This is a genomic window from Campylobacter sp. JH23, from assembly GCF_017846595.1.
In the GTDB taxonomy this organism is placed as follows: Bacteria; Campylobacterota; Campylobacteria; order Campylobacterales; family Campylobacteraceae; genus Campylobacter_D; species Campylobacter_D coli.
Map to the genome: position 1 here is coordinate 136,971 of NZ_JAEQBP010000001.1, position 22,873 is coordinate 159,843.

Sequence of the window (22,873 nt, forward strand, 5' to 3'; positions counted from 1 at the left end):
AAAAACACTATCATAAATTAAAATAAAGCTTGAGGATTTTCATTCTCATCTTTTTCTTTAGGAAGTCTAAAGCCACCCAACATATGAAAATGTAGATGAAAAACTTCTTGACCGCTGTTTTTGCCACAATTTGTTACCAAGCGATATCCACTTTTATCCACTCCTAAAAGTACAGCCAATTCTTGTATAAAACTTGTCATTTTTTCCATAAGCTTAGGATCAAATTCTTGAAAATCTTTAAAATGTTTTTTCGGGATAATAAGTATATGAATGGGCGCCTTAGGAGCTATATCATGAAAAGCTAAAAAATCATTATTTTCAAGTACTTTATTGCAAGGAATTTTTCCTTCAACAATGAGTTCAAAAACAGTTTTTTCTTTCATTATTTATCCTTCTTTAGTGTTAATTTTATACAATTATATCTTTAAACTTTAGTTTTTATGCTGAATTTAAAATAGTTTTTAATAAAATTAAAACTAAAAATAACTTATTAAGGTAGAAAATTGCAAAATTTTATCGAACAAATTCAAGAATGTAAAAATTTAAATGACTTAGAGGCTCTTCGAGTTGCTGTCCTTGGAAAAAAAGGTATCTTAACAGAGAGTTTTGCAAAACTAAAAGATTTAGCGGGCGAAGAAAAGAAAGAATTTGCAGCTAAATTAAATTCTCAAAAAGATGCTTTTAATGAGGCTTATTTATCAAAATTTAAAATTTTGGAAAATCTTGCTTTAGAAGAAAAAATGAAGCAAGATGCTCTTGATTTTAACTATTTTGATGAAAGTCCTACAAATGGTGCTTTACATCCTGTTATGAGTACTATGGATAGAATTATAGAGTATTTTGTAAATTTAAATTTTAGCATAGAAAAAGGCCCTTTAATAGAAGATGATTTTCATAATTTTGAAGCTTTAAATTTACCAAAATCTCATCCGGCAAGAGATATGCAAGATACTTTTTATTTTGACGATAAAAGACTTTTAAGAACTCAAACTTCTCCTGTGCAGATTCGAACCATGCTTGCACAAAAACCACCCATTAGAATGATAGCTCCAGGAGCAGTTTTTAGAAGAGATTTTGATATCACCCATACTCCTATGTTTCATCAAGTAGAAGGGCTTGTAGTAGAAGAAGGGCAAAGAGTAAGTTTTGCAAATTTAAAAAGTATTTTAGAGGACTTTTTGCGTTATATGTTTGGAGATGTAAAAGTGCGTTTTCGTCCTAGTTTTTTCCCATTTACAGAACCATCAGCAGAAGTTGATATTTCGTGTGTATTTTGCAAGGGTTGTGGATGTAGGGTTTGTAAGCAAACGGGTTGGCTTGAGGTTTTAGGATGCGGGGTTGTAGATCCTAATGTATTTAATTTTGTAGGTTATAAAGATGTAAGTGGCTATGCTTTTGGTCTTGGTGTAGAACGCTTTGCAATGCTTTTACATCAAATTCCTGATCTAAGATCTTTATTTGAAGGTGATTTAAGACTATTGGAGCAATTTAGATGATAATTACTAAAAGTTGGTTAAATGATTGGTTAGATTTTGAAGATAAAAGTTTAGATGATATAGCGCATACATTAAATTCTATAGGTATAGAAGTAGATAAAATTTGCACCTTAAAAGTGCCGGATAAAATCGTAGTGGGTTTTGTCAAAGAAAAAGTAAAGCATGAAAATTCTGACAAATTAAGCATTTGTCAAGTTGATGTTGGAAATGAAATCTTGCAAATAGTTTGCGGAGCCCAAAATGTCGCACAAGGGCAATTTGTCGCAGTGGCCTTAAAAGGTGCTTTAATGCCAAATGGTATGGAGATCAAAGAGGCTAAATTACGAGGAGTAGATTCTTGCGGTATGCTTTGTTCTAGCACAGAATTAGGCTTTGAAAAAATCAATGATGGCATTATGCTTTTAGACGATAGTATAGGCAAATTAGAGCTTGGAAAAGCTTTAAATTCCTATGAAATTTTTAATGATGGTTTGATCGAAGTTGAATTAACTCCAAATAGGGGAGATTGTCTTAGTATTTATGGTATAGCACGCGATTTAGCAGTGGCTTTGAATTTAAACTTAAAAGAAAAACCACCTTTTAAAGAAGGGGAAAATGTTTTAGGCATAGGTCGTATTTTACGCTTGAGTGCTGAAAAAGAATTAAACAGTCTTTATAATTACAGAGCTATAGAATTAAAAGAAAAAATTCAAACCAATCTACTCATTAGTTTAAGATTGGCACAAATAGAAAATTTTGGAAAAAACCCTATAGAAAATTTATTAAATTACGCAACACACTCTACGGGTGTACTCTTTAATGCTTATGATCTCAATTCTTTTTATAAGGAAAATGAAGAATTTACTTTTAGCTTAGTCAAAGAAACACGGGGTGAGACTAAAATTTCTTACCAAGATGAACTTCTTAGTGTAAGCGGAATTTACCAAGAAGAAAAATTTAAATGCAAAGAAGATTCTAAGATAATCATCATCGAGGCAAATTATACTGATCCAATGATTATTGCAGATGCAAAAATGGCTTATAAAAAGCAAGATGAGCAAACTATTTATAGAAGTTTTAGAGGAAGTGAGCCTAAATTGAATTTAGGTATGGATTTTTTATTGAGCGTTTTAGAAAAAAATCCAAATTTGATTATTTATAGCTCCTCACAACAAATTATAACAAATAAGGAATTGTCTAACATAGCAATCAGTATTGAAAGCATTAATAAGACTATAGGTCAAGAAATCGATAAGGATGAAGTTTTAAAAATTCTTAAAAAACTAGGTTTTGAACTTATAATTTCCGCTGATGGACTTGTTAATGTTAAAGCCCCTATGCATCGCCCTGATATAAAAAATCTAGCTGATATTTGTGAAGAAGTAGTGCGTATTATAGGTATTGATAATATCGCTTCAAAAGGTTTGGAATTTGTAGAAAAAAATCGTTTAAATTCCACTTATAAAAATTATAAAGAGCTAGTAGAACTTAGAAAAAAAGCGGTAGCTAACGGATATTTTGAAAGTTTGCATTATGTTTTAGATAATGAAGAGGAGCTAAAATCTCTTGGTTTTAATCCTATAAAATTAAAACTTATCAATCCAATTACTGCAGAGTTAAACACTCTAAGAACAACGCTTTTAAACCATCTTTTAAACGCAGCAAGTTTAAATGCGAAAAATTCTAAAAAGATTATTAAGCTTTTTGAACTTGGAGTAGTTTTTGGAACTAATAATGAAGAACTCAATCATATAGCTTTTGTACATTCAGGCTATCAGGAAGAGCCTAAAATTTCGAATAAAGCAAAGCCTGAATTGGTAAATTTTTATGATTTTCTTTTAGATCTTAAAAATATCATAGGAGATTTTAAATTAAAAGCTTCAAAGCATGATATTTTAAGTCCTTACGAGCAAGCTGATATTTACTTAAAAGATTTAAAAATAGGTTTTGCAGGTCGCTTGCATTTAAAAATAGAAAACGAAAGAGATTTGCTAAAAACATATATTTGCGAACTTGATTTAAATTTGATTAAACATCATTTTAAATTGGCTAAACCTTATTCTAAATTCCCAAGCATTAGCAGAGATCTTAGCATACTTATACCTAAGGGTTTTGAATATGAAAAAATTAAAAATTGCATAGAAGAATTAGATTTAGAAAATTTAGAAAATTTCCGCTTGGTTGATTTGTATAGCGACGCAAACCTTGAAAATTCTTATAGTTTAACTCTTAAATTTGTTTTTAGAGATATGAATAAAACCTTAGAAGAGGCTCAAGTTGCAGAACATATGGATAAAATTTTACAAAGCTTTAAAGAAATGGGGCTTGAATTAAGATGAAAATAAATGCCTTAGAATCTTTTAATACTGAAATTTCTGATATAGCAGCAGATAAAAGCATATCTCATCGTTTTGCTATTTTTTCACTTTTAACCCAAAGTGAAAATAGGGCTAAAAATTATCTTTTAGCTGAAGATACTTTAAATACTCTGAAAATAATAGAAAATTTAGGAGCTAAAGTAAAGCGAGAAGGTTCTAGTGTAAGTATTATGCCGCCTAGTGAGATACTTTCTCCTAATTGTGTTTTAGAATGCGGAAATTCAGGCACTGCAATGCGTTTGATGATAGGATTTTTAGCGGGTGTTTCAGGCTTTTTTGTTTTAAGTGGCGATAAATATCTTAACAATCGCCCCATGAAAAGAATTTGTAAACCTTTAAGTGAAATTGGTGCAAAAATTTACGGCAGAGAACAAGCAAATTTAGCTCCACTTTGTATAGAAGGACAAAAACTAAAAGCTTTTGATTATAAAAGTGAAATTTCTTCAGCTCAAGTTAAAACAGCTATGATTTTATCTGCTTTTAGAGCGGATAAAACTTCCAAATTTAGCGAGATATCTTTAAGTAGAAATCATAGTGAAAACATGCTAAAAGCTATGAATGCACCTTTAAAAATCAGTGATGATTATTTAAGCCTTGAAATTTCTCCTTTAAATCAAGCTTTAAAAGCTCAAGATATTCTTATACCTAACGATCCTTCTTCGGCTTTTTATTTTGCTTTAGCTGCGATTATTTTACCTAATTCTAAAGTAGTTTTAAAAAATATTTTACTCAATCCTACACGTATTGAGGCTTACAAAATTTTGCAAAAAATGGGTGCAAAACTTGAAATAAAAATTACACAAAATGATTTTGAAACCATAGGCGAAATTCATGCAAGCTCAAGCGAGTTAAAAGCAGTAGAAGTTAAAGAAAATATAGCTTGGCTTATAGATGAAGCACCCGCTTTAGCTATAGCATTTGCTTTAGCAAAGGGTAAATCTAAACTCATCAATGCTAAAGAACTTCGGGTAAAAGAAAGCGATAGAATTGCTGCTACGGTTGAAAATTTAAAACTTTGTGGAGTAAATGCTAAAGAACTTGAAGATGGTTTTGAAATCGAAGGCTCTCAAATCAAAAAAGCTAAAATAAAAAGCTATGGGGATCACCGTATTGCCATGAGTTTTGCGATTTTAGGCTTACTTTGCGGAATGGAGATTGATGAAAGTGAGTGTATTAAAACTTCTTTTCCTAACTTTATGGATATTCTTACAAAAATAGGAGCTAGGATTGATTATTGAATTAGCTAAAAATTATGGCTTTTGTTTTGGTGTAAAAAGAGCAATTAAAAAAGCTGAACAAATTAAAGATGCGGCAACCATAGGGCCGCTTATCCATAATAATGAAGAAATTGCTCGCTTGCAAAAGAATTTCAATGTTAAAACCTTAGAGAACATAAGAGCTTTAAGTGATGAAAAAAAAGCCATTATAAGAACACATGGAATTACTAAGCAAGATTTAGAAGAGCTTAAAAAGAAAGATATTGAAATTTTTGATGCAACTTGTCCTTTTGTAACCAAACCACAGCAAATTTGTGAACAAATGAGTGCAGAAGGCTACGATGTGGTAATTTTTGGCGATGAAAATCATCCTGAAGTTAAGGGTGTAAGAAGCTATGTAGCCACAAAAGCTTATGTAGTTTTAGATAAAAAAGATCTTGAAAATATTAAATTACCTAATAAAATAGCAGTTGTAAGTCAAACGACTAAAAAACCTGAACATTTTATGGAAATAGTTAATTTTTTAATTCTTAGGGTTAAAGAAGTAAGAGTTTTTAATACAATTTGTGACGCAACTTTTAAAAATCAAGATGCTATTAAAGAACTTTCTGTCAAAAGTGATGTGATGGTAGTTGTCGGAGGTAAAAATTCAGCCAATACCAAACAACTTTTTTTAATAGCTAAGGCAAACTGCGAAGATAGCTATTTGATCGAAACCGAAGAAGAATTGCAAAAAGAATGGTTTTTAAATAAAACACATTGCGGAATTAGCGCTGGAGCTAGTACGCCTGATTGGATTATTAAAAAAGTTATAGCCAAAATAGAATCGTTTAAGTGCTAAAATTGTGATATTTTATTTTTTCAAAAAGTAAATAAAACTACAATTTAAAAAAAATTAATAAAAATTAAAATTCTTAACACTAATTAAAGAAAAATAAGGTAAAATCAGTCAAATTTTAATTTTTTTTCAAAAGGACCATGATGAGCGAGGTGAACAAAAAAGTTCAAAACAATTTAGAGGACTATCTTGAAGATGAAGACTTTGGGCAGCTTTTAGAAGCTTTTGACAAGTCAAGAGAAGAAACTATAACTGAAGGTGTAATCGTAGAGATTAAAAATGATGAAGTCTATGTAGATATAGGCAGAAAATCAGAAGGTATTTTAGCATTAAATGAAATTCAAGATGAAAATGCTAATTTGTTATTTAAAGTAGGTGATAGCATTAAAGTTGCTGTTGTAGGCTCTCGTGGTGGTAGATCTTTACTTTCTCACAAAAAAGCTTTAAGAAAAGAAAAAGTTATCGATTTTATTCAAAATTATAAAGAAGATGATGAGTATATTTTTGAAGTAAAAGTAGTAGGAAAGAATAAAGGCGGACTTGTTGTTGTAAATGATGATGATGTAGAATTTTTCTTACCAAAATCACAATACGGCTTCAAAGAAAATAACAATCTTATAGGTAAAACTTTTAAGGTTAAAATCATCAAAGTTGATAAAGAAGAGCAAAGCATTATTGTATCTAGAAAGAAAACTTTAGATGATGAAAGAAAAAAACGCAAAGAACTTATTAATAATATCGCTCAGCAAGAAGGGCTTATCGAAGGTGTTGTAAAAAAAATTACAACTTATGGTATGTTTGTTGATGTGGGTGGTGTTGATGGACTTGTTCACTATAGTGAAATTTCATATAAAGGACCTGTAAATCCTAGTATTTTATACAAAGAAGGAGATAAAGTTCCTGTCAAAGTAGTAAAATATGACAAAGATCGCAAACATTTATCCCTTTCTATCAAAGCGGCTTTACCTGATCCTTGGGGAGAAATTAAAGACAGCTTAGAAGTGGGTGATACCATTAAGGTTATTGTTTCAAATATAGAGCCATATGGTGCTTTTGTTGATTTGGGTAACGATATAGAAGGATTTTTGCATATTAGCGAAATTTCTTGGGATAAAAATATAAAAAATCCAAAAGATTATATTAGCAAGGGTCAAGAAATCGATGTTGAAGTTATTGAAATCAATTCAGATGAAAGACGCTTAAGAGTATCTTTAAGAAATTTACTTTCTAAACCTTTTGACGAATTTATGAAAAATCACAAAATTGGTGATGTGATAGAAGGAGAAGTTACTTCAACGACTTCTTTTGGTGCTTTTGTAAAAATTGGTTCTGTAGAGGGTCTTTTGCATAATGAAGATGCATCTTGGGACAGAAATGAAAAATGTAAAGATAAATTTAACAATGGTGATATTATCAAAGTTAAGATTATCAAAATCGACGAAGAGGGTCAAAAAATTTCTTTAAGCATTAAAGAACTTAGCGAATCACCTGTTCAAGAATATGCTAAAAATCATAAAGTAGGCGATATCGTTAAAGGAAAAATTAGAGATATCAAAGATTTTGGAGTATTTGTAGAACTCAATAAAAATGTAGATGCGCTTATTCATAAAGAAGATATTAGTGCTTCAACTCTTGAGAATTTAAAAATTGGTGATGAAATTGAAGCTGCAATTGCATTTATCGATGAAAAGAAAAACAGAATTCGCCTAAGTGTTAAGAATTTGGTTAGAATTAAAGAGCGAGAAGTATTAAATGAAATCAATAGCGACGATAAAGTAACTTTAGGTGATATCATTAAAGATCAGTTAGCTTAATGATGAAAAAATATGCAACTATAAGCATTTTGAGTATTTTATTACTCATCTTGCTTATTGTCGTTTTTGTACTGCTTTGGAAATTTAAAGCAAATTCTAACTTTATTCCCGAATTTGCTAAAGATACAAATACGCATCAGATTGAAGAAAGGCAAACCCAAGAACTCACTTGGCGAGAAGAATTAGCCAAATGGCCTAGTAAAGATTTTACTCCAGCCGTAGAGCAATTTACTCTACATTTTGATGCAGATACTAGTGAGCTTAAAGAAAAAAACAAATACTATCAACTTGTTGTTAATAAGCATGATATTTACTCCATGTTTTGTTTAAGACAGACTTTAAATTCTTTTAACGTGAAGTATTTTTTATTAAAATCCGGCGAAAGTCCTGAAATCTTTTTAGATACGGGCAATAAAAATTTAATTGATGATATTATCAAAGAACTTAAAAAATATAAAATTAACACAGAAGCGAAGGAGATTTGGTTATGAAAAAAAAGATTATTGTTTGTGATGCAATTTTAGATAAGGGTGTAGAGCTTTTAAGAAAAGCTGAGGATATTGAGCTTATAGAAGCTGCTAAAGTTCCAAAGAATGAGTTAATGGATATGCTTGCAGATGTAGAAGTCGCTATTACTAGAAGTTCTACTGATGTAGATGTCAATTTTTTAAATCATGCTAAAAAACTCAAAGCTCTTATACGCGCAGGAGTAGGGGTGGATAATGTTGATATCCCTGAATGTTCCAAACGCGGTGTTATAGTAATGAATGTCCCAACTGCTAATACCATTGCTGCAGTAGAGCTTACTATGGCTCATCTTCTAAGTTCTGCTAGAAGTTTTGTTAATGCACATAATTTTTTAAAGAATGAAAGAAAATGGGAAAGAGAAAAGTGGTATGGCGTAGAGCTCATGGGTAAAACCTTGGGTGTTATCGGTTTTGGAAATATAGGTTCGCGTGTAGCCATCCGTGCCAAAGCTTTTGGTATGAAAATTCTAGCCTACGATCCATATATTTCAGCTTCTAAAATCACAGACTTAGATATGGAGCAAGCAAAAAGTTTGGATGAAATTCTTACTCAAAGCGATTTTATCACCATCCATACGCCAAAAACTAAAGAAACTGATGGTATGATTGGTGCTAATGAAATCGCAAAAATGAAAGATGGTATAAGACTTATTAATTGTGCTCGCGGGGGCTTATATACAGAAGAAGCTCTATGCGAAGGCTTAAAAAGTGGTAAAATAGCTTGGCTTGGTATCGATGTTTTCAAAAAAGAACCTGCTACCAACCATCCTCTTTTAGATTTTGAAAATGTTTCAGTAACCTCTCATCTTGGAGCTAATACTCTAGAAAGTCAAGACAATATTGCAAGAGAAGCTTGTGAACAAGCCCTAAATGCGGCTAGAGGTGTGGCATATCCTAATGCTCTTAATTTACCTATTAAAACTGAGGATTTACCACCTTTTGTAGCACCTTACATCGAGCTTGTTTCTAAGATGGCATTTTTAGCAGTTCAAATTGATAAAAATCCTATAAAAAGTATTAAATTAGAAGCAGAAGGGGTGATAGGCGAATATGCTACTTCAATGCTTACATTTGCTGCTGTAGGAGCTTTAAGTGGAATTTTAGGTGAAAAAATAAATTATGTTAATGCTGAATTTGTTGCCAAAGAAAAAGGTGTAGATTTATCTTGCGAAACCCTTCCAAATAGCGGTTATAACAACAAACTTAGTGTTAAAATCATCACAGAGAATTCAAATATTAATGTTTCAGGAACTGTATTTAATGAAAATGAACAACGCATAGTTGGATTAAATGGCTTTCAAACTGATTTCAAGCCAAAAGGAAAAATGATTATTTTCAAAAATAAAGATATCCCAGGGGTTATTGCTAAAATCAGCTCTGTCTTAGCATCTAAAAATATCAATATCGCTGATTTTAGATTGGGTAGAGATGGTTTTGGATATGCTTTAGCAGTGGTATTGATCGACGAAAAAGTGCAAAAAGAAGTTTTAGAAGAATTAAGACAACTAGAGGCGTGTATATTTGTACAATATGTCGAAATCTAAAATTCTTATCATAGAAGATGATATAGATTTAAATGATTTGCTTAGTTTAAGACTTAAGGCTTGCGATTATCAAATTTTTTCCTTGTTAGATTTTAAAGGAGTTGAAGATTTGCTAGATAGTGAGCAAATCGATCTTTTGATAGTTGATAGAAATCTTCCAAGCGGGGATTCTTTAGATAGGATTAAAGAGCTAAGAAAGCAAGGTTATAAAGAAGCGGTGATTTTTCTAACCGCTAAAACCTTGCATCAAGATTTACTTGAAGGTTTTGAGAGTGGCTGCGATGATTATATGTGCAAACCTTTTGATTTTAATGAATTGTTACTTCGTATTAAAGCTATTTTAAAACGCCACAAAAGAGAAGAAGAAAAGCTAGTTTTTAAAGATTTTTCTTTGGATTTGATCAATTATGAATTTTTCTACAAGAATGAGAAATTAGATGTTTCAAATTTGGAATATGAGCTTTTAAAATGTTTTTTTGAAAATCCCAATACTTTATTGACACGACAATTTTTAAGTGAAAATGTATGGAAAGATGATACCACAAGTGACAAGACGATCAATATAGCATTAACAAGACTAAGAAACAAATTTCCAAAGCTTAAAGAGCATATTATAAGCGTTAGGGGCATTGGTTATAAGATATGTTGAAAACTAAAAATATTTTTATAACTTTTTTTGTTTTGTTGATTTTGTGTTTTGGTGTGATATTTTATACGCTTACAAATTCTTATTTGAATTTTTTACTCTTAAAACAATACGAACAAAAAATCAAAAGCCTTGATGATGTTTTAAAATTTTCTCTTTTAGAAGATTTAAATTCTAACAATATCAAAGAATTTGCACAAGATACAAGGGCGGATTTTATTATTTTGAAAGATGATTTTGAGATTTCTTCGGTTTTAAATGCGGATTTATTTTTAAATTTAGAAGAAAACAAAATTTATGATTTAAATTCAAAAAGAGTTCTTGTAAAAAAATTTACCTATAAAGACTATAAATATATGATCATTGTTTATCCAAGATTTTTAAATTTGCAAATTTTTTGGCTAAAAATCAGCATAAGTTTTGGGATTTATTTCATGCTTGTTTTTATTTTAGTATTTTTTATGGGAAGAAAACTAGCAAAAAGTTTTAAAAAAATTTTAGAATTTTTAAATTTTATCAACGATTCAAAACCCATTATTTTAGAAAAGAGTATTTTTAAAGAGCTAAATTTACTAAACAAAAAACTTTTAAAAACAAAGGAAAAAATCTTAAAAAATACTCAAAAAAACAAAAAACAAAGTGATAAGATTTCTCTTAAAAATACTCAATTAGCAAGTGTTATTTCTGCTATCTCTCATGAGCTTAAAAATCCTTTAAGTGTGATTGATCTTAGCTTAGAAATGCTTAAGGATGAGAATTTAAAAGATGAAAAACTCAAAAACGAATTACTAGAAAAAATTTCACGCCAAAGCCTAAAGTTGAATGCTTTAACACATAAGCTTAATTTTGTTTTTAATCTCAACCACGAAGCCTTGCAAATGCAAGAATTTGATCTTTTTACTTTGTGTGAAAAAATTGTTAAAAACCCAGGTTTTGAAAGAGTGATTTTACGCGGAAAAAGCACTAGAGTAAAAGCGGATGAGTTTTTAATCGAGCAAGTGATTATTAACTTACTTTCTAATGCTCTAAAATACAGCCAAAAAGAGGTTATTTTGATTGCGCAAGATCAAAAGATTAGTGTTTTGGATTTTGGCAAGGGTATAGAAAAGAATCAATTAAAATTTATTACGAAAAAATTTTATAAAATTGACACTAAGAGCAATAATTCTTTTGGACTTGGGCTTTTTTTGGTAAAAAAAATTTTAAGCATACATAAAAGCTATTTAGAAATTTCTAGCACTGTATCGCAGGGTTCTAAATTCAGTTTTAAACTTCATTAAGGAAAAAAATGGCACTTATTGATTTAATTGACGCTTCAAAAAAATTTGGGGAAAAAATTGTTTTAAATGAGGCAAATTTTAGCGCTAATGAAGGCGAAAAAATAGCCATCATAGGAAAAAATGGAGAAGGAAAATCAAGTCTTTTAAAAGCACTTTTAGGCACTCTAGCTCTAGATAGCGGCAGAGTGGTAAGGCAAAATGGAAAAAGTATAGCCATGCTTTCGCAAACCGTTGATTTTAACGCAAATTTAAGCGTTAAAGAAGCCATAAAAATCGAACTTGAAGAAATTTATAATACTTTAAAAGAATATGAAGCATCGCAAAGCAAACTCGAAAAAGAGCCTACAAACAAAGAGTATTTAAAACAGATGGATGATTTAATTGCTTTAATCGATAGTAAAGATGCTTGGAATATCGAAGCTAAAATCACGCGTGTTTTAAAAGAATTCAGCCTATTAGATTACTCTGATCGTTTGGTTTGCACTTTAAGCGGTGGTGAAATTCGCAGAGTAGGTCTTTGTATACTTTTACTTAAAAATCCTGATATTTTATTGCTTGATGAGCCTACAAACCACCTTGATGTTTATATGACAAGCTTTTTGGAGGATTTGTTAAAAAATTCAAAAATGTGTGTGATTTTTATCTCGCATGATAGATATTTCATCGATGCAATTGCGCATAAATGTGTAGAAGTTGATCAAGGTAAACTTAGTGTGTTTAAGGGTGGTTATACGAATTACCTAGAGAAAAAAACTCAAATTTTAGAAAGTTTAGCTAAAAGCCATGAAACACTTTTAAAGCATTTAAAAAGCGAGGAAGAATGGCTTAGAAGAGGTGTTAAAGCAAGACTTAAAAGAAATGAAGGGCGCAAGGAGCGTATTTTTAAAATGCGTGAAGAAGCTAAAAAAAATCCTGGTGCCATCAAGCGTTTAAAGCTTGAAATTTCAAGGGCAGCTTTAAATTTTACAGGAGAAAAAATTCCTAATCATAAAAAAATGCTTTTTGAGCTTAAAAATGTAAGTAAAAATTTAGGAGAAAAAGCTCTTTTTGCAGATTTTTCAAGTCGTATTTTACAAGGTGAACGCATTGCTATAGTAGGCAAAAATGGTTGTGGAAAGTCTACTTTTTTAAAAATGCTTTTAGGAGAATTAAAGCAAGATAGTGGAGAGATCAAGCGTGGAGAGATTAAAATAGGGTATTTTGATCAAGCTAGAAGTCTTGTAAATTCAGATAAAACCTTGCTTGAAATTTTTTGCCCTAATGGAGGCGACAGGGTTGAAGTACGCGGAAAAAATATGCATGTTTATGGGTATTTAAAAAATTTCTTATTTCCTAAAGAATTTTTAGATAAAAGCGTTTCCATTTTAAGTGGCGGAGAAAAAAATCGCGTTGCTTTGGCTTTACTTTTTACAGAAGAATATGATGTTTTAATCCTAGATGAGCCTACAAATGATCTTGATATAGCGACTATTAATATTTTAGAAGAGTACTTGCTTAGCTTTGAAGGAGCCATTTTGCTAGTATCTCATGATAGATATTTTGTAGATAAAATTGCTACCAAACTTTATGCTTTTGAGAACGGCGCTAAGATCAATATTTTGCATACGCTTTATACTGAATATCTTGAAAATGAAAAAGAAATGCAAGAATTTGATGATTATGTTTCAAGTCTTGATTTGCAAGAGCAAACTCGTATGCAAAAAGAAAAAAGTAGCAAAAAACTAAGCTATAAAGAAAATGAAATTTTAAAAAATCATCCCGAAAAAATCGAAATGCTTGAAAAACAAATTTCTAAACTCAATAGTGATCTTTCAAACCCAAGCGTATATCAAGAAATAGGCATAAACACTCTTTATGAAGAGCTAGAACAAGCACAAAAAGAATTAGAAAAATTAGAAAGCGAATATTTTGAAGTTTTGGAAAAAAGTGAAAATCTATAAATTTTTATCAATAAAATATGAAATTTATTGACAAAAATTATTAAAATTTATTATAATTTGACTTCAAATTGCGGGAATAGCTCAGGGGTAGAGCACAACCTTGCCAAGGTTGGGGTCGCGAGTTCGAATCTCGTTTCCCGCTCCATACTTCACAAATTTATTTTTCTTTTCATTTATCTAAAATATCTTTTAAAATAAATCCACTTTTTAAAATAACCATCTTAATATATTAAAGTTTAAAAAGCATGATTCTTTCATCTTTTTGAAAATCTACTTTTTCTTCTTCACTGATGAGTAAAAATTCGCTTTGAATCAGAGGCAGTATCATCCCTGAACCAAATTTATTATCATTAAAAGGATAAAAAATACCCTTTTCTAAATTCCCTAAGATAAGATTATTTCTTCCACTTTTTACTTTTAAATCACTCCCCATAAAAGCTTGAATTTGTAAAGGATTTTCTAAATTCCCGTAAAGTAAAGCGATGATTTTTCTAGCAAAGATAAAAGCAGAAAGATAAGCTGCCATAGGATTTCCTGGTAAAATCAATACTAAAGTTTTATCTTTTTGATAAAGCTTAGTTGGTCTTGCAGGGCGTGCTTTTAAACCCTTAAAAAGTGGAGTAAAGCCTAATTCATTTAAAGCCTTTTCCATAAAATCAGCTTCTCCTACACTCGCACCACCTGAAGTGATTAAAAGATCAAAATTAGCATTTTCTAAAGCTTTTTTAGTTGCATTAAAATCATCTTTAATAATACCAAGATAACTTGTAGCGCAATCTTTAAATAAAGCAAGCAAAGGCAAAGCATTAGCATTATAGATATTTTCCTCATCACAATCTTGCCAAGGTTCTTTTAACTCATCTCCACTTGAAAAAATTCCAATACGAATTTTTCTTACAACTTCTATTTTATAAAGCCCTTGAGAGGAGAGCAGAGCGATATGTCTAGCATTAAGCCTTGTGCCTTTTTTTAGCAAAAGCTCATCTTTTTTTAATTCTTCGCCCTTATAACGATAAGCGTTGTATTGTTTAGGTGGCTTTTTGATGACAAGCTTGCCTTCTTCTATACACTCATCTTCTATCATTAAAATAGTATCGGCATTTTTGGGCATTTTTGCACCTGTCATGATCTTAAAACACTCATTTTTATAGATCTCATAAGTGTTTTTATCTCCAGCTAAAATCGTACCTTTTATATCTAAAGCTTGATTTACATCCGCATAATTAAAAGCATAGCCATCAAGCGCAGCATTATCAAAGCTAGGTAAATTTTTTACAGCATAGAGATCTTTAGCCAAAACCCTATCTTTAGCTTCTTCAAGACTGATTAATTCAAACTCATTAAGAGCCTTAATTTGATCTTGTAAATGCGCTAAAGTTTGAAAAATGTTTTTCATTCTTCAAGCCTTGTGATTTTAGCGCCTAAGGCTTTAAATTTTTCTTCTAATTTTTCATAACCACGATCAAGATGATAAATTCTATGTATTCTACTTGTGCCCTTAGCCACAAGTGCTGCTAAAATCAAAGCCGAAGAAGCACGCAAATCCGTAGCCATAACATCTGCAGCATTTAATTCTTTACCACCCACTATAGTAGCAATATGCCCATTTAATTTAATATCCGCACCCATTCTTAAAAGCTCGCTTACATGCATAAAGCGATTTTCAAAAAGTCTTTCATCGATGATGCTTGTACCCTTTGCCATTAGGGCTAAAGCCATAAATTGTGCTTGCATATCGGTTGGAAAACCAGGATATTCACTAGTCATGATCTCCGTAGCTTTGATTTCTTTTGCAGGAAATAAGGTGATATTATCATTGTCTACCAAAGTTTCAAAACCCATTTGATGGAGTTTTGCTAAAACCGCTCCTAAATGCTCGGCATTTACTTTTTTAAGTGTGATTTTAGAATTTGTAATAGCTCCTGCACACAAATAAGTTCCCGCTTCAATCCTATCAGGAATCACACTAAATTCTTTAAAATCCAAAAGTTCTTTATCTGTGCCATAAATTTCAAGCTCATCTGTGCCTATGCCTTTTATATCAAGCCCAGCCTTGGCTAAAACTTCACAAAGCTGCACGACTTCAGGCTCTTTGGCAACATTTACAAGCTTAGTTTTTCCCTTAGCTAAAGCTGCTGCCATAATGATATTTTCGCTGCCTGTAACGGTAATTTTATCAAAAAGAATTTGAGCTCCTTTTAAATTCCCACTTGCTACGACATAACCTTGTTTTATTTCTATATTTGCACCCATTTTTTCTAAAGCACTTAGGTGTAAATCGATAGGTCTTTGTCCTATAGCACATCCTCCAGGCAATGAAACTTCACAATGATTAAAACGAGCAAGCAAGGGTCCTAAAGTAAGGATAGAAGCGCGCATTTTACGCACGATATCATATTTGGCCACGGTTTTATCAAGTGTTGATGTATCTAAATATGCTGTATTTTCTTTAAAGTCAGTTTTTGCGCCTAAATTTTCAAGCAAAGAAATGAGTGTTTTAATGTCTGCAACATTAGGAACATTATTTATTTTAACTTCATTTTTTGCAAGTATACTAGAAGCGATTAGGGGTAAAGCGGCATTTTTTGCACCACTTATTATAACTTCACCTTGAAGTTTTTGGGAGCCTTGTATTTCTAAATAAGTCATTATGATAAACCTTATTTTAAATTTCAAAGCTTAATTATACCTTTTTAAACTTTGTAAAAGTTTATTGCTTGGGCTTTTCGTTTTGAAATTTGTGATTTATTTGGAGCTTAAATTTTTCCGAGTTTGATGATTTTTATTGTATTATTTTAAATTTAAAAAGTAATGATAAATATTTTATTTTTCAAGGTGATATCATGGGTGTTTTTCTGGTTTTACTGGGTGGAATTTTTTGGGCTATAAGTGGAGTTTTGGCTGAGTATTTGTTTAAAAATAATTATGGGGTAGATTGGGTAAGTTTTTATAGATTGTTTTGTACAGGTATAGTGCTTATTTTATATAGCTTAAAGAAAATAAAAATATTTCAATTTAAAAAAGATGAGCTTTTATCCTTTTTGATTTTTGCTTTCTTTGGTTTATTGATGACTCAATATGGATATTTTAAAGCTATTTTTTATACCGATGCGGGTACTGCTACTATGATACAATACTGTGCTCCTTTGCTTATCATGATTTATGTATGTTTAAAAGATAAAAAAATGCCTAAAATTTTTGAAAGTATGGCTTTAATTTTTATAATTCTAGCTCTATTTTTGCTTGCAAGTGGTGGAGATATAAGCAATTTAAACCTAAATTTATGGGGAATTTTTTGGGCTATTTTAGGAGCTTTTGGGGTTGCTTTTTATTCTTTAGGTGCAAGAAAAATCATTGCAAAATATGGAATTTTCTTTGTTATGGGTTGGTCTAGTTTAATCGCTTCTTTTATACTTTTTGGGATACTTGAATTTAAAGAAGGTTTAGCGCATTATGATTTTGCTCTTAATTTGTATTTAGCCCAAGCAGGTATAATATTTATAGGAACTATAGGGGCTTTTTGTCTATATCTTAAAGGGGTTGAATACATAGGAGCTTTAAGAGCAAGCATGATAGCATGTATCGAGCCTGTAGCAGCTGCTTTTATGAGCTTTTTATTTTTAGGAACAAGATACAGCTTTTTAGATCTTTTTGCCTTTGCTTTAATTATCTTAAGCGTGATTTTAAATGCTAAAAAAAGTTAAATTTTCATAAAATTTTTAAGTAATTTTTTGCCATTTTGGCTTAAAATTGCTTCGGGGTGAAATTGCACCCCATAAATCTCGTATTTTTTATGCTTGATTGCCATGATGATATTTTTATCATTTAAAGCCAAAATTTCACAGCTTTTTGGCATTTTGCTAATATGTAAAGAATGATACAAACAAATTTTACTTTTATTTTTAATACCTTTAAAAAGCAGGCTTTTTTTAGCATTTTTCTTAAGATGCAATCTTGAAATTTTACCTTGCATAGGGTAGGGCATCGGAGTGATTTTTCCACCAAAAATCTCGCCTATACACTGATGTCCTAAACAAATTCCTAGTATTTTTTTATCTTTTTTAAAGTATTGAATTGCTTTTAAACTTAATTTTGATTCAGTAGGAGAATTTGGACCTGGAGAGATGATAAGATGAGAAAAATCAAAGCGAGCTAAATCTTTAGCTTTTTTAAATTCATCATTTTTTATAATTTTACATTGATAGCCCAATTCTTTAAGATAAAAAACTATAGTATAGCTGAAAGAATCATAATTATCTATGAGTAAAATTTTTTTCATTTTACACTCACTTTTTGCAATCCTCTAACCGAATTGATACAATAAATCTCATCTGCATTTAACAAATCCTCTTTAAAAAGTTTTTTTTCTTTTATAAGTCCTAAATCAAGCAAAAATTGCCTATAAATTCCATTTAAAAGTCCACTTTGTAGGGTAGGGGTATAAAGGACTTTATCTTTTTTAATGATGATATTACTTCTTGAACCTTCGCATAATTCATTTTTTTCATTAAAAAAAGCTATATCAAAGCATTGATTTTCTTTCCATAAAAAAGCTTTTTGATCATAAATTTGTCTTAAAGAACTTTTATGATATAAAGAATCGCTTTGTGAATTTAAGGGTTTATCACTTAAAAGCAAGATATTATTATCACTTGTTTTGATATGATTTTCTAAGATAGTATAGTTGCCATCTTTTTGCAAGATAAGTTTAAAAATAGCCTGTTTGTGATGACTTTTAATGATGCTTGGATAAAAAAAGCTATGATTTTTATGAAAAAGTTTTTCATTTAAAGCTTGGATATTGAAATTTTTAAATTCTTTTAAATTGGATTTGTAGCTTAACACTTCTTGAAAATCTTTAATGAGTTTTTGTGTGTTAAAATTCAATTTTAAGGCAGAATTTAAAATTCTTTGCAAATGTTCTTTAAAAAATAAAATTTTACCCTTTTTATAATACATAGTTTCAAAAAGATAAAAATTTTTAGGCATTAAAAATTGAGTTTTTAACTCCAATTCTTTAATTTCTTCCTCAAGCTTAGAATCCCACACCAAACCACTTCCCACGCTGTATTGATAATCTTGTTTTTTCTCAAGAGTGCGTATAGCAACACTAAATTTGCTTTTATTTTTATGGATACAACCTATAGCACCGCAATAAATTCCGCGTTTTCTTGCTTCAAGTTCTTCTATAAGTTTTATGGTTTCAAGTTTAGGAGCTCCTGTGATCGAACCGCAGGGAAATAAAGCTTTGAAAATTTGAAAATAATCAATATCTTTTTTAAGCTTGCCTTTTATAATGGAAGTCATTTGATGTAAAGTAGGGTAACTTTGAATTTTAAAAAGCTTTGTTTTCATGCTGTTTTTAACGATAAGTTTTGAAAGATCGTTTCTTAAAAGATCGACTATCATTACATTTTCGCTTAAATTTTTAACATCTTTTTGCAAAAAAAGTTTGTTTTTCTTATCTTGATTTAAATCCTTAGATCTTGCACTTGTGCCTTTCATAGGCTGGGTGATTATTTTTCTTTTATGGATTTTAAAAAATAATTCAGGAGAAAAGGAAAGAATTTCGCGTCCTTCATCTTTAATATACGCTTTAAATTCAGTATCTTGTCTTTTGGATAAAAGATTAAACAAAGAAAATCCATCAAGCAAGCTATCAAAATGAAAACTTTGGGTGAGATTGACCTGATAGCTTCGTCCTTTTGCTATAGCGGATTTTACTTGCAAAAAGTTTTTTTCATAGTTTTTAAAATCTAAATGATTTTTAAAAATAGGCATAAAATTTTCTTCATCAACCTTCATCGCAGTGAATTTTTTTCTTTTTTTATAAGCATAAAAGCTCAAATAAGCCTCTTTGCTAGTGAAGTTTTTATCTTGTAAGTATTTATAAAATTCATAATCCACAAGAGTTAAAAAATAATATTTATCTTTATGTTTTTGCACAAATTTAAAGTATTTTTTACTTTGTTTTTTATTATAGGCTTTAAGAACAAATTTTAAGTCATAATAAAAATATTTACCAAAAATGGCAAATTTTGTTTCAGCGCTCACTTAATTCCTTTGCTACTTGTGCAGCAAGCTTTAATTTATCATTGTCAAAATGTGTATAAATTCTTGAAGTATTTAAACTTGCATGACCTAAAGCTTCTTGCACCAAAACCAAATCTTTTTGTTTTTTATAGAGTAGGGTAGCAAAAGTATGGCGAAGCATATGAGCGCCGTTTTTTTGCTTGCGAATTCCTGCGCGAAATAAAATTTGCTCTACAATACGACTTACATAAGCTTGTGTTAAAGCTTTTCCATTGCGATTGACAAAAAGTAAGCCATCTTCACTTAAATAATTAACTCTTACATCCTTTAACAAATGCTCGATTAATTCTTTTTTTATCATCACAACGCGGTATTTATTTCCTTTGGCGCGAATTCTTATAATGTAAAGTTCGTTTTCTTCGCTAATATCCTTGAGTTTGATATTGATAGCCTCACTTACACGAATTCCTGTAAAAATGATGATTTTTATAATAAGCTTGTTGCGTATGGTATTGTTTTTAAAATCTGAATTTTCTATGGCTTCAAGGAATTTTTTTAACTCATCTTCGTTCATGAATTCAGGCAGTTTTGCTCCCTTGCTTCCTGTAATACCTCCCCAATTTTTAAGTACAATATTAAAAATATGCGCCTTTTCATCCTCTTCGTTTTGTTTATCTAAAAAATCAAAAAAAATAATCACTGCAATACGGTAGTTTTTTTTACTCGCATCCGATAAAGCTCCAGTAATACTTGCTAAAACCTCCACTATAAGCTCTTCATCGATTTGCTTTAAGGAGTGTAATTTATAAAAATTAAGATATTCAAAAACTTTTTTTAAGGGATTAAAATAAGTATTAACCCCATTTAAACCCGCATTTCTTGCTTTTTTAGCCAAGGCATCAAGCTCTTCTATATTTTTAACGCCCCTTGTAAGTGCAAAATTAACCTCTGCTAGGGCTTTTGGATTTTTAAGTTCTTTATTGGAAAGAGAGTTGAGTTTAAATTTAACATATTTTGCAAGCCAAAATAAAAAAGACTTTTCAAAATTTTCTTCACAATCTAAAGGATATTTCATAAAAACTTTTCCTAAAATCTTATAATTTTTGTTTTTAATCAATTTTAACTAAAAAAGGTATTTTAGTATCAACTTAGTAAAAAAAAGCTTTTCTAGCTCATTTTAACTTTAAAAAATAAATTTAAATTCCTTATATAAAATATATTAAATAATTCTTAATAATATTTGTATAATTGTATGATAAAAGGTAAAAATACATAAAATTAATTATTTTGTATTGAAAACTATAATTTTCAAACTTTTATATTTATACTCTAATCCTATAAAGTATTATGCCAATATATAAGCTATATTATAGGCATTATAAGCATATTTACTTTTTGTATTTTAATAACTTATCCATAAAATTTAATGTATAAAAATGATTATTTTATTTTGTAATTTGAAAACTATAATTTATCTTTTTTTCAAATAGTCAAGATAATATGCATTGACATATCATTATATATTTTTATCAAAATAATATAATAAATGATAATTTATAAAATAAAAATAAATACCCTATTCTTTTGAATTTACACATCAAAACATTTTCCAAATTTTAAAATTTTTAAGAATGTATTTATTATTAAGCTTTTATAATGATTGCTTGTCTGTAAGTATTATTTAAGGAGTAAAAAATAAGGTGAAAAATTTATATTGGTTTGTTTATTTTTCTAAATGGCAAGATATGCGTAATCCTTGGTTTATTATGAGTATTATAATGATAAGCCTTGTTTTAATAGCGCATTTTTTATTTCAAGAGTATCTTTATATGAGACCTTGTGAACAATGTGTTTATATAAGGTTAGATATGTTAATTATAGCTTTAGGAGGCATCATTGCGCTGATAAATCCTAAAAATACCATTATTAAAATCCTTGCCTATACTTTAGCTTTTTATGGAATTTGGCTTGGATTAGAACATTCGTTGAATTTAAATCGCATTCATGAAGCTATTAGCACGGAAAACCCTTTCAGTGGTGTTAATGGATGTCGCGATATTCCACTCTACCCTTTTAATCTGCCTTTACACGAACGGTTTCCTTCTTGGTTTAAACCCGTAGGACAATGCGGAATGGATTTTCCCATGGTTCCAAAGTCTGCTTATTTAAATGCTTTCCAAGAATTTTTTGTAGGAAAAAATGGAATTTATAATAATGGCTGGTATTTAATCCCTAGTTTGAAATTTATGAATATGGCTACTTGCTGTTTTATAGCATTTTTATGCTCTTTTATTTTACTTTTTATAATGTTTGTAAGCTATGTTTTTAGTCAAAGAAAAATTGTTTTTACTATCATTACTATAAGCTTAGTTGTAGCGCTTAAGATATTGGGTTAAAAAATACTTATTTTAAAGATTAAATTTTTTACTTGTTTATCCTTTTTAAATAGAATTACTTTTTATATCAAATTAAGGATAAACAATCATGTTTAAAAAAATGACAAAAATTTTGACAAGCTTGAGTCTTGTTTGCACTTTTGCGATGGCAGATGATTTTATCACCCTATCAGAAACTTTGCCTGATTCTAAAAATTCTGTTGTGGAGGCTTTTTCCTATAAGTGTATACATTGTTACAATCACCATAAATTTGGCACCTTAGAAAAACTTAGAGAGGCTTTTCCAAATTTGCATTTTAAACTCTATCCTGTGAGCCTTATGAATGGAGAATACGCAAATGAACTTAACGAGCTTTTTGCCTTTGCCCAATTTAAAGATGAGCAAAATGGCAAAGATGCTAGTTATAGTGATAGTTTATCACATAAACTTGCCGATGTTTATTTTGTAGTTTATTTTATAAACAAGCAGGACAATTTTTCAAGCTCGGATGAATTTTATGATATAGGCTTAAAGGCTATGAATGTCGATAAAAATGAAGTATTGAATTTTTTAAGCACCCCTAAAGCCAAAGAAATTTTAAACGAATTTAAAAGAGCAAATGATATAGCTAGGACTTATGGCACTCCTGCTTTTGTTGTAAATGGTAAATATCAAATCAATCCTAGCGCCATCAGTTCAATGCAAGCTTTAGAAGATATCGTCAAAAAACTTAGTAATATGCCATAAAATAAAACAATGCATTTTCTAACACTAGATAATGCATTGAAATTTAATATTAATTTTT

19 protein-coding genes and 1 tRNA gene are annotated in these 22,873 nt (G+C 30.0%); 14 read left to right on the plus strand and 6 right to left on the minus strand.

Translation table 11 applies throughout. The features are described 5' to 3' along the window. Positions 1–17: 17 nt before the first annotated feature. Positions 18–383 (minus strand): histidine triad nucleotide-binding protein, encoded by a 366-nt coding sequence (locus tag KAR88_RS00700; RefSeq protein ID WP_002776987.1) that lies wholly within the window; start codon positions 381–383, stop codon positions 18–20. Positions 384–503: 120 nt separating this feature from the next. On the opposite strand from KAR88_RS00700, the gene pheS reads away from it, so the two are divergent. From pheS to KAR88_RS00755, 11 genes are all read left to right on the plus strand, one after another. After that, positions 504–1,496, plus strand: a complete 993-nt coding sequence (gene pheS / locus KAR88_RS00705; protein WP_002776986.1) for a phenylalanine--tRNA ligase subunit alpha — start codon at positions 504–506, stop codon at positions 1,494–1,496. Beyond that, positions 1,493–3,814: a phenylalanine--tRNA ligase subunit beta gene (pheT, locus tag KAR88_RS00710; RefSeq protein WP_002790557.1), complete on the plus strand. Its 2,322-nt coding sequence runs from the start codon at positions 1,493–1,495 to the stop codon at positions 3,812–3,814. Before pheS ends, pheT begins: the two co-directional genes overlap by 4 nt. Further along, entirely contained in the window at positions 3,811–5,091 is a 1,281-nt protein-coding gene (gene aroA / locus KAR88_RS00715; RefSeq protein WP_002776983.1) for a 3-phosphoshikimate 1-carboxyvinyltransferase, read from the plus strand. The genes pheT and aroA overlap by 4 nt, the downstream gene beginning before the upstream one ends. Next, positions 5,081–5,911, plus strand: coding sequence for a 4-hydroxy-3-methylbut-2-enyl diphosphate reductase (locus KAR88_RS00720; protein ID WP_002781744.1), 831 nt, complete (start codon positions 5,081–5,083; stop codon positions 5,909–5,911). Before aroA ends, KAR88_RS00720 begins: the two co-directional genes overlap by 11 nt. A 140-nt stretch (positions 5,912–6,051) precedes the next feature. Then, positions 6,052–7,722: a 30S ribosomal protein S1 gene (locus tag KAR88_RS00725; protein WP_002776978.1), complete on the plus strand. Its 1,671-nt coding sequence runs from the start codon at positions 6,052–6,054 to the stop codon at positions 7,720–7,722. A gap of 2 nt (positions 7,723–7,724) precedes the next feature. Continuing rightward, positions 7,725–8,213, plus strand: coding sequence for a hypothetical protein (locus KAR88_RS00730; RefSeq protein WP_002776976.1), 489 nt, complete (start codon positions 7,725–7,727; stop codon positions 8,211–8,213). Next, the gene (gene serA, locus KAR88_RS00735) at positions 8,210–9,793 is read left to right on the plus strand and encodes a phosphoglycerate dehydrogenase (RefSeq protein ID WP_002781748.1); all 1,584 of its coding nucleotides are present in this window, start codon (positions 8,210–8,212) and stop codon (positions 9,791–9,793) included. The genes KAR88_RS00730 and serA overlap by 4 nt, the downstream gene beginning before the upstream one ends. After that, complete coding sequence (locus tag KAR88_RS00740) at positions 9,780–10,442, plus strand: response regulator transcription factor (protein ID WP_002776972.1); 663 nt, start codon at positions 9,780–9,782, stop codon at positions 10,440–10,442. Before serA ends, KAR88_RS00740 begins: the two co-directional genes overlap by 14 nt. Beyond that, positions 10,436–11,719, plus strand: coding sequence for a HAMP domain-containing sensor histidine kinase (locus KAR88_RS00745; RefSeq protein ID WP_002792457.1), 1,284 nt, complete (start codon positions 10,436–10,438; stop codon positions 11,717–11,719). Before KAR88_RS00740 ends, KAR88_RS00745 begins: the two co-directional genes overlap by 7 nt. A gap of 8 nt (positions 11,720–11,727) precedes the next feature. Continuing rightward, positions 11,728–13,659: a ribosomal protection-like ABC-F family protein gene (gene abc-f, locus KAR88_RS00750; RefSeq protein ID WP_192801217.1), complete on the plus strand. Its 1,932-nt coding sequence runs from the start codon at positions 11,728–11,730 to the stop codon at positions 13,657–13,659. A gap of 70 nt (positions 13,660–13,729) precedes the next feature. Beyond that, positions 13,730–13,804 (plus strand) — tRNA-Gly (locus KAR88_RS00755). Between the two features lie 84 nt (positions 13,805–13,888). Here KAR88_RS00755 and KAR88_RS00760 read toward each other — a convergent pair. Together KAR88_RS00760 and murA are read right to left on the minus strand one after the other, a co-directional pair. Then, positions 13,889–15,055, minus strand: coding sequence for a molybdopterin molybdotransferase MoeA (locus tag KAR88_RS00760; protein WP_002776957.1), 1,167 nt, complete (start codon positions 15,053–15,055; stop codon positions 13,889–13,891). Next, complete coding sequence (gene murA / locus KAR88_RS00765; protein ID WP_002776956.1) at positions 15,052–16,308, minus strand: UDP-N-acetylglucosamine 1-carboxyvinyltransferase; 1,257 nt, start codon at positions 16,306–16,308, stop codon at positions 15,052–15,054. Before murA ends, KAR88_RS00760 begins: the two co-directional genes overlap by 4 nt. 194 nt (positions 16,309–16,502) lie before the next feature. Here murA and KAR88_RS00770 point away from each other — a divergent pair, with 194 nt between their 5' ends. Beyond that, the gene (locus KAR88_RS00770) at positions 16,503–17,363 is read left to right on the plus strand and encodes a DMT family transporter (protein ID WP_002795348.1); all 861 of its coding nucleotides are present in this window, start codon (positions 16,503–16,505) and stop codon (positions 17,361–17,363) included. Here KAR88_RS00770 and KAR88_RS00775 read toward each other — a convergent pair. The 3 genes from KAR88_RS00775 to KAR88_RS00785 are packed head-to-tail and all read right to left on the minus strand — an operon-like array spanning position 17,360 to position 20,767. Beyond that, a complete protein-coding gene (locus KAR88_RS00775) occupies positions 17,360–17,938 on the minus strand; it encodes an aminodeoxychorismate/anthranilate synthase component II (protein WP_002776954.1) in 579 nt (192 codons plus the stop codon). The genes KAR88_RS00770 and KAR88_RS00775 overlap by 4 nt on opposite strands. Further along, the gene (locus KAR88_RS00780) at positions 17,935–19,713 is read right to left on the minus strand and encodes a bifunctional anthranilate synthase component I family protein/aminotransferase class IV (protein ID WP_002784736.1); all 1,779 of its coding nucleotides are present in this window, start codon (positions 19,711–19,713) and stop codon (positions 17,935–17,937) included. The genes KAR88_RS00775 and KAR88_RS00780 overlap by 4 nt, the downstream gene beginning before the upstream one ends. Beyond that, positions 19,703–20,767 (minus strand): tyrosine-type recombinase/integrase, encoded by a 1,065-nt coding sequence (locus tag KAR88_RS00785; RefSeq protein ID WP_002776952.1) that lies wholly within the window; start codon positions 20,765–20,767, stop codon positions 19,703–19,705. The genes KAR88_RS00780 and KAR88_RS00785 overlap by 11 nt, the downstream gene beginning before the upstream one ends. Before the next feature lie 625 nt (positions 20,768–21,392). Between KAR88_RS00785 and dsbI the strand changes: the two genes are divergently transcribed. Then, entirely contained in the window at positions 21,393–22,088 is a 696-nt protein-coding gene (gene dsbI / locus KAR88_RS00790) for a protein-disulfide oxidoreductase DsbI (RefSeq protein ID WP_002784738.1), read from the plus strand. 88 nt (positions 22,089–22,176) lie between these two features. After that, positions 22,177–22,815, plus strand: a complete 639-nt coding sequence (locus KAR88_RS00795) for a thiol:disulfide interchange protein DsbA/DsbL (RefSeq protein WP_002781375.1) — start codon at positions 22,177–22,179, stop codon at positions 22,813–22,815. Positions 22,816–22,873 lie beyond the last annotated feature (58 nt).

What these genes read in the sequence shown, in the direction of transcription:
- KAR88_RS00700 (WP_002776987.1), bottom strand. Translation starts at nt 383, where the DNA reads ATGAAAGAAAAAACTGTTTTTGAACTCATTGTTGAAGGAAAAATTCCT.
- pheT (WP_002790557.1), top strand. Translation starts at nt 1,493, where the DNA reads ATGATAATTACTAAAAGTTGGTTAAATGATTGGTTAGATTTTGAAGAT.
- aroA (WP_002776983.1), top strand. Translation starts at nt 3,811, where the DNA reads ATGAAAATAAATGCCTTAGAATCTTTTAATACTGAAATTTCTGATATA.
- KAR88_RS00725 (WP_002776978.1), top strand. Translation starts at nt 6,052, where the DNA reads ATGAGCGAGGTGAACAAAAAAGTTCAAAACAATTTAGAGGACTATCTT.
- KAR88_RS00730 (WP_002776976.1), top strand. Translation starts at nt 7,725, where the DNA reads ATGAAAAAATATGCAACTATAAGCATTTTGAGTATTTTATTACTCATC.
- serA (WP_002781748.1), top strand. Translation starts at nt 8,210, where the DNA reads ATGAAAAAAAAGATTATTGTTTGTGATGCAATTTTAGATAAGGGTGTA.
- KAR88_RS00740 (WP_002776972.1), top strand. Translation starts at nt 9,780, where the DNA reads ATGTCGAAATCTAAAATTCTTATCATAGAAGATGATATAGATTTAAAT.
- KAR88_RS00745 (WP_002792457.1), top strand. Translation starts at nt 10,436, where the DNA reads ATGTTGAAAACTAAAAATATTTTTATAACTTTTTTTGTTTTGTTGATT.
- abc-f (WP_192801217.1), top strand. Translation starts at nt 11,728, where the DNA reads ATGGCACTTATTGATTTAATTGACGCTTCAAAAAAATTTGGGGAAAAA.
- KAR88_RS00760 (WP_002776957.1), bottom strand. Translation starts at nt 15,055, where the DNA reads ATGAAAAACATTTTTCAAACTTTAGCGCATTTACAAGATCAAATTAAG.
- murA (WP_002776956.1), bottom strand. Translation starts at nt 16,308, where the DNA reads ATGACTTATTTAGAAATACAAGGCTCCCAAAAACTTCAAGGTGAAGTT.
- KAR88_RS00770 (WP_002795348.1), top strand. Translation starts at nt 16,503, where the DNA reads ATGGGTGTTTTTCTGGTTTTACTGGGTGGAATTTTTTGGGCTATAAGT.
- KAR88_RS00775 (WP_002776954.1), bottom strand. Translation starts at nt 17,938, where the DNA reads ATGAAAAAAATTTTACTCATAGATAATTATGATTCTTTCAGCTATACT.
- KAR88_RS00785 (WP_002776952.1), bottom strand. Translation starts at nt 20,767, where the DNA reads ATGAAATATCCTTTAGATTGTGAAGAAAATTTTGAAAAGTCTTTTTTA.
- KAR88_RS00795 (WP_002781375.1), top strand. Translation starts at nt 22,177, where the DNA reads ATGTTTAAAAAAATGACAAAAATTTTGACAAGCTTGAGTCTTGTTTGC.